Annotated in this window: 11 protein-coding genes; 6 read left to right on the top strand and 5 right to left on the bottom strand. The window is 63.3% G+C overall.

Annotated features, from left to right (window positions below; translation table 11 throughout):
- Positions 1 to 178 precede the first annotated feature (178 nt).
- Positions 179 to 1,114 carry a LysR substrate-binding domain-containing protein gene (locus tag ACYASU_RS06870; RefSeq protein WP_423574742.1) on the bottom strand — a complete coding sequence of 312 codons (936 nt, stop codon included), beginning with the start codon at positions 1,112 to 1,114 and terminating at the stop codon, positions 179 to 181.
- A gap of 175 nt (positions 1,115 to 1,289) precedes the next feature.
- Here ACYASU_RS06870 and ACYASU_RS06865 point away from each other — a divergent pair, with 175 nt between their 5' ends.
- From ACYASU_RS06865 to ACYASU_RS06855, 3 genes are read left to right on the top strand one after another with little or no spacing between them, the layout of a single operon-like run.
- The gene (locus ACYASU_RS06865) at positions 1,290 to 3,518 is read left to right on the top strand and encodes a heavy metal translocating P-type ATPase (RefSeq protein WP_463582365.1); all 2,229 of its coding nucleotides are present in this window, start codon (positions 1,290 to 1,292) and stop codon (positions 3,516 to 3,518) included.
- On the top strand, positions 3,515 to 3,922 hold the full coding sequence (gene cueR / locus ACYASU_RS06860) for a Cu(I)-responsive transcriptional regulator (RefSeq protein ID WP_192172063.1): 408 nt from the start codon (positions 3,515 to 3,517) through the stop codon (positions 3,920 to 3,922). Before ACYASU_RS06865 ends, cueR begins: the two co-directional genes overlap by 4 nt.
- A gap of 44 nt (positions 3,923 to 3,966) precedes the next feature.
- Positions 3,967 to 4,311, top strand: a complete 345-nt coding sequence (locus tag ACYASU_RS06855) for an MmcQ/YjbR family DNA-binding protein (RefSeq protein WP_192172064.1) — start codon at positions 3,967 to 3,969, stop codon at positions 4,309 to 4,311.
- A 27-nt stretch (positions 4,312 to 4,338) separates the two neighbouring features.
- Here the strand turns inward: ACYASU_RS06855 and ACYASU_RS06850 are convergent, their stop codons facing one another.
- Both ACYASU_RS06850 and ACYASU_RS06845 read right to left on the bottom strand, forming a co-directional pair.
- Entirely contained in the window at positions 4,339 to 4,782 is a 444-nt protein-coding gene (locus ACYASU_RS06850; protein ID WP_463582364.1) for a DUF1294 domain-containing protein, read from the bottom strand.
- 7 nt (positions 4,783 to 4,789) lie between these two features.
- Positions 4,790 to 5,620, bottom strand: a complete 831-nt coding sequence (locus ACYASU_RS06845; RefSeq protein ID WP_463582362.1) for an undecaprenyl-diphosphate phosphatase — start codon at positions 5,618 to 5,620, stop codon at positions 4,790 to 4,792.
- Positions 5,621 to 5,976: 356 nt separating this feature from the next.
- On the opposite strand from ACYASU_RS06845, the gene pnuC reads away from it, so the two are divergent.
- Together pnuC and ACYASU_RS06835 are read left to right on the top strand one after the other, a co-directional pair.
- A complete protein-coding gene (gene pnuC / locus ACYASU_RS06840) occupies positions 5,977 to 6,540 on the top strand; it encodes a nicotinamide riboside transporter PnuC (RefSeq protein WP_463582361.1) in 564 nt (187 codons plus the stop codon).
- A gap of 5 nt (positions 6,541 to 6,545) precedes the next feature.
- Complete coding sequence (locus ACYASU_RS06835; RefSeq protein WP_463582360.1) at positions 6,546 to 7,070, top strand: AAA family ATPase; 525 nt, start codon at positions 6,546 to 6,548, stop codon at positions 7,068 to 7,070.
- Positions 7,071 to 7,121: 51 nt separating this feature from the next.
- On the opposite strand, the gene ACYASU_RS06830 is transcribed toward ACYASU_RS06835, so the two are convergent.
- Positions 7,122 to 8,459, bottom strand: a complete 1,338-nt coding sequence (locus ACYASU_RS06830; RefSeq protein ID WP_463582359.1) for a sigma-54 dependent transcriptional regulator — start codon at positions 8,457 to 8,459, stop codon at positions 7,122 to 7,124.
- Between the two features lie 385 nt (positions 8,460 to 8,844).
- Between ACYASU_RS06830 and ACYASU_RS06825 the strand changes: the two genes are divergently transcribed.
- On the top strand, positions 8,845 to 9,111 hold the full coding sequence (locus ACYASU_RS06825; RefSeq protein ID WP_062381945.1) for a hypothetical protein: 267 nt from the start codon (positions 8,845 to 8,847) through the stop codon (positions 9,109 to 9,111).
- A gap of 36 nt (positions 9,112 to 9,147) precedes the next feature.
- Here the strand turns inward: ACYASU_RS06825 and ACYASU_RS06820 are convergent, their stop codons facing one another.
- Complete coding sequence (locus ACYASU_RS06820; RefSeq protein ID WP_463582371.1) at positions 9,148 to 9,774, bottom strand: vWA domain-containing protein; 627 nt, start codon at positions 9,772 to 9,774, stop codon at positions 9,148 to 9,150.
- Between the last annotated feature and the right edge of the window lie 35 nt (positions 9,775 to 9,809).

The raw sequence follows: 9,809 nt of genomic DNA, 5'->3' as shown, positions 1-9,809 counted from the left end.
ATCAATTTGCGATTCTGTACGGAGATCGATTTATCAGGCCGACCTGGTAAAAGCACGGCCTGCCTAACGGCAGGCCGCTACCAGCCCGCACACAAAAAATCTGACAGTCCCCAGTCTGCCCCCAGGCAGACGCTCTTGATCTTAAAGACCTTGATCTTGATCTTGATATTGAAAAAGCCTACAGATGCCCCGCCAACTCACACGCCTCCCGATCCGCCTTCTCATTCGCCCCAAAATCCTCCGCCAGCAAATCCACCAACCCCCGCACCGACGGCAACAACCCCCGCCGAGAAGGAAACACCGCATGAATCAACCCACTCGGCGGACGAAACCCCGGCAACAACTCAACCAGCCGCCCCTCATGCAACGAATGCCGAACCATAATCTCCGGCATCTGCACCACCCCCACTCCCTCCACCGCCGCCCGGTGCAACGCATCCAGATCCGACGTCACAAAGCGCGGCTGATGAGCAACCTCGATCCGCTCACCCCCCGGACCGATCAACGCCCAACGGTGCTCACGGTTCGCCGGCGCCAGATCCATACTCGGCAGCCCCACCAACTCCTGCGGCGTTCGAATCGTCCTGCCCTCCAGCAACGAGGGACGAACCACCAACCGCTGATGGCTCTCGCCCAACACCTTCATCACCAGATTCTCATCGTCCAGCGGCGGAAAACGCACCCTCAGCGCGATGTCATAGCCCTCCCCCAACACATCCACCCGACGGTTCGTGCTCTCCACCTGAATCTGCACTTTCGGGTGCAGCACCAGAAACTTCGCGATCGTGTCACTCACCCCCATCGAACCCAGCGCCGGCGGGCAACTGATGCGCACGATGCCCTGGGGCTCGGACCTCGACTGCTCGACCACCTTCTCGGCGGCATCGGCCTCCACCAGCATTGCCACACAGTGCCGGTAATAATCCAGCCCCACCTCGGTCACCGTGAATTTGCGAGTGGTGCGCTGGATCAGCCGCACCCCCAGCCGATCCTCCAACTGAGCGATGCGCCGGCTGAGCTTGGTCTTGGGCACCTCGATCTTGCGCGCGGCGGCCGCGAACCCCTTGTTCTCGACCACCTGCACGAAGTAGTACAAATCGTTGAAGTCGTACACGGTTTGCCGCTCGCCTGGCCGAAAGGGGCTGGGATTGTCGCAGGTTGCCAATGGGCTGTCCTGCGTGGGAGCGTGCAAACGATCCAGTCAACACATTCAACGCTGTGCACCTCTTGACCTTGCCAGAAGGGCAAGGTTGATCCTTACTGGCAATCGACTTGCCGGAGTGCCCGCGATGCCCAGTGCCCACACATTTGATCTGCCCATTACCGGCATGACCTGCGCCAGTTGCGCCGGCCGGGTGGAACGCGCGCTGCGCAAAGTGCCCGGCGTTCAAGTCGCCACGGTCAACCTCGCCAACGAGCGCGCCCACGTCGAGGTCAGCGGGCAGATCGACCCCGCTGTGCTGGTGGTCGCCGTCGACAAGGCCGGCTACGGCGCCAGCCTCGAACAGGACTTCGCCACCCAGCACGCCGACCAGCGCAAACGCCACGGCACCGAGCGCTGGCAGTTGATCGTGGCCATCGTGCTCGCACTGCCGCTGGTCTTGCCAATGCTGCTGCAGCCATTCGGCGTCCACGGGATGCTGCCGGCGTGGCTGCAGTTTGCTCTGGCCACCCCCGTGCAATTCCTCCTCGGCGCGCGCTTTTACGTTGCCGCCTGGAAAGCCGTGCGCGCGGGTGCTGGCAACATGGACCTGCTCGTCGCGTTGGGCACCAGCGCCGGTTATGGTTTGAGCGTGTACCAATGGCTAAGCGCTGGCCCCGGCACGATGCCGCACCTGTATTTCGAGGCCTCGGCGGTGGTCATCGCCCTGGTCCTGCTCGGCAAATACCTGGAGAGCAACGCCAAGCGCCAGACCGCCAGCGCGATCCGGGCCCTGGAAGCCTTGCGCCCCGAACGGGCGATCCGGTGGGTGGACGGGCAGGAAGCGGACGTCGCCATCAGCGCCCTGAGTGTCGGCGATACGGTGGTGGTGAAACCTGGCGAGCGCTTTCCGGTGGATGGCGAGGTGCTCGAAGGCCAGAGCCACGCCGACGAAGCCCTGATCAGAGGCGAGAGCCTGCCGGTGCCGAAACAGCCCGGCGACAGGGTCACCGGCGGCGCGATCAATGGCGAGGGCCGGCTGCTGATCAGCACCCGGGCGCTGGGCGCGGAAACCGTGCTGGCCCGCATCATCCGCTTGGTGGAAGACGCACAGTCTGCCAAGGCGCCGATTCAGAAGCTGGTCGACAAGGTCAGTCAGGTGTTCGTGCCCGTGGTCCTGTTGATTGCCGTCGCGACGCTGGCAGGGTGGCTGATGGCTGGCGCGTCGCTGGAGGCTGCGCTGATCAACGCCGTCACCGTGCTGGTCATCGCCTGCCCCTGTGCCCTCGGGCTGGCCACGCCGACCGCGATCATGGCCGGCACCGGCGTGGCCGCACGCCACGGCATTTTGATCAAGGACGCCGAAGCCCTGGAACGCGCCCATGAAGTCACCACGGTGGTCTTCGACAAGACCGGCACGCTGACTTCCGGCAGGCCGCGCATTGCCCACATGGCTGCCCTCGACGGTGATGAAAACACCTTGCTGCAACGGGCCGGTGCGCTGCAGCGTGGCAGCGAGCACCCCTTGGCCAAAGCAGTGCTGGACGCGACCGCCGAACGCGGGCTGAGCCTGGATACCGTCGGCAATAGCCGCGCGCTGGCCGGACGCGGTATCACAGGCACCCTGCGAGGCCGCGAGTTGGCGCTGGGTAATCACCGCTTGCTGCAGGAAAGCGGCTTGCTGGACGAAGGCGGCTTGGCCGGGGACGTTCTGAACGAGCGCGCTCAGGCATGGGAAGCCGAGGGCCGCACGCTGTCCTGGCTGATCGAATTGAGCCCCCAGCGTCAGGTGCTCGGCCTGTTTGCCTTCGGCGACACCCTCAAGACCGGCGCCGTTGAGGCCATCGCCCAACTGAACGCCCGGCACATCAGCAGCCATTTGCTGACCGGTGACAATCGCGGCAGCGCCAGGGTGGTCGCCGAGGCGCTGGGCATCCGCGACGTGCACGCCGAAGTGTTGCCTGCCGACAAAGCCGCGACCGTCATGGCGCTGAAGAAAAACGGCGTGGTGGCGATGGTTGGTGACGGCATCAACGACGCCCCTGCCTTGGCCGCCGCTGACATCGGCATCGCCATGGGTGGCGGCACAGACGTGGCCATGCACGCCGCGGGGATCACGTTGATGCGTGGCGACCCGCGGCTGATCCCCGCCGCCCTCGACATCAGCCGCAAGACCTACGCGAAGATCCGCCAGAACCTGTTCTGGGCCTTCGTTTATAACCTGATCGGCATTCCGCTGGCCGCGTTCGGCCTGCTCAACCCGGTGCTGGCGGGCGCAGCCATGGCCTTGTCCAGCGTCAGCGTGGTGAGCAACGCCCTGCTGTTGAAAACCTGGACACCCAAAGACGCCCACAACGACACGGGAGACGCCTCATGAACATCGGACAAGCCGCCAAACGCAGCGGCCTCAGCGCCAAGATGATTCGCTATTACGAATCCATCGGCCTGCTTCCGGCCGCCACCCGCACCGACAGCGGGTATCGCCTGTACGGCCCGGACGAGCTGCACACCCTGGCGTTCATCAAACGCTCGCGAGACCTGGGGTTTTCCCTGGAAGAAGTCGGCAAACTGCTGACCCTCTGGCAGGACCGCGGCCGCGCCAGCGCCGACGTCAAGGCGCTGGCCCACAAGCACATCCTCGAACTCAACCAGAAGATCGAGGAACTGGCCGGCCTGCGTGACACCCTGCAGAACCTGGTCAGCCACTGCCAGGGCGACCGCCGCCCGGACTGCCCGATTCTGGCGGACCTGGCGTCGAATGGCGGTCGTTCAAATGGTTAACGTAGGCTGCCGGTCACCCCTCACCCGCATTCAGGAACACTCCCATGCAGATTGAAGACGTCGCCGCGTTCTGCCTGAATCTTCCGGGCGCGCGGGAGGATTACAAATGGGGCGGCGTCAGGGTGTTCTCCATCGCGGACACCAAAATGTTTGCGGTGATGGGCCTGGCGGGCAACGATCTGTCGTTCAAGGTCGGCGCTGAGCTGTTCCTCGGCTACGTCGACCGTCCGGGCATACGCCCTGCGCCGTACCTGGCCCGTGCCCACTGGGTCACCCTCGCCTACCCGTTCGCCATGGGCGAAGACGAGCTGAAGGACTTGCTGACCCGCTCCCATCAATTGGTGGTCGGCAAACTGTCGAAGCGCAGGCAGGTGGCGTTGAAGCTATAACCGTCGCCGCGTCTGCTAAAAAGCGGCTCAGAACAGGTGGCGCGAGATCAGTCGACCGCCGAACAGCAGACGGTCCATCCAGAACAACTCGTGCAGCAGCACAATCAGCCAGAACACCAACTGGTAGGAAAACTTGCGCGTCTTGTGGCGAAACACCTGCTGAGCCAGCAGCGCGCCGGGCCAGCCACCGAGCAGTTCGATTCCGTGCAGCAGCTTTTCCGGCGTGCGCTGTCCGCTGTGCCGGGCCTGCTTCTTGTCGTAGCCATACAGGGCAAATGCGACGAGGCTCATCAGCGCGTAGATCGCCGCGGGCAGCCAGCTGACGCCGCTCGTCCAATACGTGACGACCCCGTAAGCCGGCAGGCCGCACAGCAACAGCAGCGCCAGCAGCTTGAGTTTCAGAAAACGCACGGCGACGGGTTTAGCAGCGGCCGGGCGACCGGGGTTTTGCGGTTCGAAGCGTTGAGTCATCGGAAGATCAGCCCTGCACGCTGGACCAGTCCACCCAGCCGAATTGCCAGGTCGCCAGGATCAGAAAGCCAAACGCGATACGGTACCAGGCGAACACGTCGTAGCTGTGGGTCGCGATGAACTTGAGCAAACCGCGCACGGCGATCATCGCGAAGATGAACGCGGCGATGAAGCCGATGGCGAACACCGGCAGGTCGTCGGGCTGGAACAGGTGACGGTATTTGTACCCCGAGTACACCGAAGCCGCGATCATGGTCGGCATCGCCAGAAAGAACGAAAACTCGGTGGCGGTCTTGCGTGACAGGCCGAACAGCAGCCCGCCGATGATGGTCGAGCCCGACCGCGAAGTGCCGGGAATCATCGCCAGGCATTGCGCGAAGCCGACCTTCAACGCGTCTACCCAGGTCATCTCATCCACGGTCTCGGCGTGAATCACATGCTCGCGGCGCTCGGCCCAGAGCATGATGAAGCCGCCCACCACCAGCGCCACCGCGACGGTGATCGGGTTGAACAAGTATTCGTGGATCAGATCGGAAAACAGCACCCCGAGGACCATGGCGGGCAGCACCCCGACGATGAGGTTGGCAGTGAACCGCCGCGCTTCGGGCCGGGTCGGCAGCCCGGTGACCACGTCGAGGATCTTGCGACGAAACTCCCACATCACCGCCAGGATCGCCCCCAACTGAATAATGATATTGAACGCCATCGCGCGCTCGCCGCCAAAACCGATCAGATCCGCAACGATGATCTGATGGCCCGTACTGGAAATCGGCAAAAACTCCGTGAGCCCTTCTACAACTCCAAGTATCAGCGCCTGTGCGGCGGTCCAAAGATCCATCATTCCCCCGGCTGGAGCCCGCTCATGGCGAGGCTCTCTTGATTTGTATTACAAACTGTTGCGCGAACGATAAACGGTCGAGCGTAAAAAAAGCATGAACGCAGGCTGTCTGGCCAGGGCATGAGCGCGGCGATGCTAGCAGACCTTTTTGACTAACGCGCTAGCATGAATACTGGCGCGAAGGCTTTGACGTTTGTCTCATCGTCGTTACATTTCCTCTATGAACCCTGCGGGTTGCCCAGGCTGTTTTTCCAGTGCCTTTTCAGACGCTTCCGACGCATCATCGCGCCCCACCTCGGGCGATAAAGCGCCTACAATCGCCGACCCGTTTTTTCATCGTTTCCTCAGGAGTTGCCATGTCAGGGCTTGAACTGTTCGCCGCCGCACTCGGTGTCATTGCCGTCTGGCTGACAGTCAAACAAAACCCGTGGTGCTGGCCGATTGGCCTGGTCATGGTGTTGCTCTACACCTGGATCTTCTTTGACGTGAAGCTCTACTCCGACATGCTGCTGCAGGTGGTGTACGCCGGGCTCCAGGTGTATGGCTGGTGGCAATGGACCCGCCGGGGCGCGGCGGACAACGGCCGCATGGTCACCTCGCTGGGCAGTGGCAGCCTGCTGCTCAGTCTGGTGGCCGGCGCGCTGGTCAGCCTTGTCCTCGGCGCGGCCATGGCCCACTTCACCGACGCCGCTCAACCCTGGCTCGACGCCACACTGACCGGCTACAGCCTGGTGGCGCAGGTATGGATGGCGCAGAAGCGCGTGCAGTGCTGGCCGCTGTGGATCCTTCTCGATGTGATCTTCGTCGGCCTGTTTCTCTACAAAGCGCTGTACCTCACCGCCGGCCTGTACGCGCTGTTCGCCCTGCTCGCCGTGCAAGGCTGGCGTGACTGGCGCGCCGACCCCGCGCTGGCGCGTTGACGGGGATGAAAGTGCTGGTACTGACAGGGCCCGAATCCAGCGGCAAGAGCTGGCTGGCGGAAGAGATTCAACGGCAGTTCGGTGGCGTGCTGGTGGGCGAATACGTGCGCCAGTTCATCGATGAGGTGCAGCGGGACACCGTTTACGCAGACATCGATGTCATCGCCCATGAGCAACTGGCCTGGGAAGACGCCGCCCGTTCGCTGAAACCGGCGCTGCTGATCCTCGACACACACTTGCTCAGCAACATCCTCTGGAGTCGCGCGTTGTTCAACGACTGCCCGGCGTGGCTCGAAACAGCCCTCGCCGAGCGCCATTACGATCTGCACCTGTTGCTCTCGCCGGAAGGCGTCGAATGGATCGGCGACGGCCAGCGTTGCCAGCCAGACCTGAGCGAACGCCAGGCATTCTTCGAAGCCAGCCGGAACTGGCTGGTGGCCCATGGGCAGAACTTCGAAGTGATCGGCGGGAGCTGGAGCTACCGCAGTGAGCGAGTGTTGCAACGGGTTGCCCAACTGATTAACGACTGAATGCCTACCAGCCGGACGTGAGCGCCGGCGGATAACTCGCCCGACGCTCGATCAGCGAATCTGGTGTTTGTGCAGCAGGCGATAAAACGTCGGCCGTGAGATGCCAAGCACTTTGGCCGCCACGCTGAGGTTGTCGCTGTGACGGGTCAACACATCGCACAGCGCCTGCCGTTCCGCCCGAGACTTGTACTCATCGAGAGTGGCCATGCTGGAGCTGATCTCTTCTTCGCCCAGCAGCCCGAGGTCGAACGCTTCGATCTGCCGCCCTTCGGCCAGCACCAGCCCGCGACGTACCCGGTTTTCCAGCTCCCGCACGTTGCCGGGCCAGTCGTGCTTGCCCATGGCGACCAGCGCGTCCTGACTGAAATTACGCACCCGCCGGCCGGTCTCCCGGCTGTAGAACTGGGCGAAGTGATTGGCCAGCAAGGCCAGATCGCCGTGCCGCTCGCGCAGCGGCGCGGTGCCCACCTGCAAGACGTTGAGCCGGTAATACAGGTCTTCGCGAAAACGCTTCATGCGAATCGCCGCTTCCAGGTCGACATTGGTCGCCGCCAGCACCCGCACATCGACCGGGATCCGCTCGCCTGCCACCTCGATGTGCGGATCCTGCAGGAACCGCAACAGATTGGCCTGGACCTCCAGGGGCAGATCGCCAATCTCGTCGAGAAACAGCGTGCCGCCGTTGGCTTCTTCGATGCGCCCCGTCCTGCGCTGGCGTGATGCGTCGACGTCCTCCCCTGCCTCGCCGAAGAGTTCTTCCTGCAGCAAATGCTCCGGCGTCGCCCCGCAGTTGATCGAGATGAATGGCTGCTCGCGGCGCTGGGACTGTGCGTGCAGCGTGCGCGCGACCAGCTCCTTTCCCGTCCCGCCTTCGCCACGGATCAGCACCGGCGATTCGGTGGGCGCCAGTTTGCTCAGCAATCGCCGCAATTCGCGCATGGGCCGGCTTTCCCCCAGCAGTTGCGGACCCGGGCTCTCTCCGTACGGGGCGCCTTTGGCATAACTGGCACCTTTGGCACGCAGCCGTGCCATGCCGTAGGCGCGGCCTAATGTCACCTGCACGCGGGCTACATCGAAGGGCAAGGTATGGAAATCGAAAAACCACTCACAGACCAAATCACCGATGTGCTCGCGGCGCAGGTCCTCGCTGGTCAGGACTGCGATCCATTCTGTATTGCTTCGGGAGATAAGGGATTTGACCACTTCGGGGTGTTCGAAATGCTCGGGCAGCAGGCGGATAAGGCCCACGTCACAGGGACGCAGCGCTGCCTCTTCAAGGGTGCAGCTGTCGACATCCCAACCCGCGATGCGCAAGCCGGGGACCAACTGCAGGCATTCCGCGCACGGTTCGACGATCAGCAAGCGGCGGATGGAGGCCAGATCATGCATGTGAGTTTCCTTGGCGCCGGGGTCGCATAGTGATCGTGGGAAAACGTTTTTTAAACAGTAGCTTGTGAAGGCCGATTGACACCATAGCAAGATTTTTGACGCGTCCTTGGATCGATTCTCTATAAGCCTAAGATCGAAACGTGCTTAGCAGCGTGGCCCGAGATCGAAGGCATCGGGCGTGCGCTGCCAAGGCATTGCAGGAGTTTGGCCCAAGCGCGGCGAGGAAGCGCGACCGAACTGACGCTTAAAATAAATCAAGAAATTTCAGAAATGGGTGTGACTCAGCCGTGGGGGACGGTCATCAGTACAAGTAGCAATACGCGTAACCACCGAGCGAAACGCCCGCCGCCGGTGCCAACGGATACGGGCACTTTGAGGACAGTCCATGAACGCCCCCTTGCGCTTCAACGATGCTTTGCTGATTGCCGGTCACGCCTTTGAACCCTTCCAGTGCGTGGCTTGGGCCCCGCAGGACGGCAATGGCGAACTGAGCCTGACCGTCGTCGACCGCACCAGCACCCGCATTGGCCGCAAGCAGATCCCCAGCAGCGCCTACTCCGATCCGAAACAACTGGCGCAGTTCCTGGAACAGGCCCGTGCCGAGATCAGCGGCGAAGGTTACAGCCTTGAGCCGTGGACCATGCCCGCCTGAAGACCTGCTGATCTAACCCCTGCCGACGACGCGCGCTCAGCACTCGTCGATGTGACGGTAGTCGGCGTCCAGCTGCGCGGCGATGTCCCGGGCGCGGCCCAGTCGAATGGCCCCACGCTCGATGTCGATCAGCAGCACGGGGCCGCCGAACAAGGGAAGCGGCTGCGCCGGTCGCCTTGATAGCGCCGGCATGTCTTTGACGCGCCCGTCCGTGAGAATCAGCACCCGTTGCTGCTCCGCCGGGCAGCGCTTCTGCCGTTTTGCTGACCAGTCCGCCGCCTGATTGATCGCGTCAAACAGCGGCGTGCCGCCCCCAGCACCCAATGCATCCAGCCAGGGTTGCAACGCGGCGCCGGCTTTCAAGCCCTGATGCTGCCAGCGCGCGCCCTTGCCGCTGGCGGTGAGCAACGCCAGCCTGGCGCGCTGCCGATACGCATCATCGAACAACCCCGCCAATAAACCCTTCGCCTGACTCAACGCCTGATTGCGCCGGGTCGATGCCGACGCGTCGACGATCACCAGCCAGAGCTGCTCCGGCCGGCGACTGCGGGGCTGACGTACCAGATCGTCACGAACCCGAGGGCGGCCGCGCAGCAAGGTCGGCAGCCAGGCAATGGCGCCCTCCGCACCGGGGCGGGCAGCGCCGTTTCTACCGCCACCCAGGGCACCCGGTCGAGGGCTGGCATTCGCCCCCTTCG

This window comes from Pseudomonas sp. HP_12, assembly GCF_055283955.1.
Note: the sequence above shows the minus strand (reverse complement) of the source record. Positions and strands in the feature narration are given on the sequence as shown.

Bases quoted from the DNA above. Each gene is read 5' to 3' on its own strand.
- ACYASU_RS06865 (WP_463582365.1), top strand. From the start codon at position 1,290: ATGCCCAGTGCCCACACATTTGATCTGCCCATTACCGGCATGACCTGC.
- cueR (WP_192172063.1), top strand. From the start codon at position 3,515: ATGAACATCGGACAAGCCGCCAAACGCAGCGGCCTCAGCGCCAAGATG.
- ACYASU_RS06855 (WP_192172064.1), top strand. From the start codon at position 3,967: ATGCAGATTGAAGACGTCGCCGCGTTCTGCCTGAATCTTCCGGGCGCG.
- ACYASU_RS06850 (WP_463582364.1), bottom strand. From the start codon at position 4,782: ATGACTCAACGCTTCGAACCGCAAAACCCCGGTCGCCCGGCCGCTGCT.
- ACYASU_RS06845 (WP_463582362.1), bottom strand. From the start codon at position 5,620: ATGGATCTTTGGACCGCCGCACAGGCGCTGATACTTGGAGTTGTAGAA.
- pnuC (WP_463582361.1), top strand. From the start codon at position 5,977: ATGTCAGGGCTTGAACTGTTCGCCGCCGCACTCGGTGTCATTGCCGTC.
- ACYASU_RS06835 (WP_463582360.1), top strand. From the start codon at position 6,546: ATGAAAGTGCTGGTACTGACAGGGCCCGAATCCAGCGGCAAGAGCTGG.
- ACYASU_RS06830 (WP_463582359.1), bottom strand. From the start codon at position 8,459: ATGCATGATCTGGCCTCCATCCGCCGCTTGCTGATCGTCGAACCGTGC.
- ACYASU_RS06825 (WP_062381945.1), top strand. From the start codon at position 8,845: ATGAACGCCCCCTTGCGCTTCAACGATGCTTTGCTGATTGCCGGTCAC.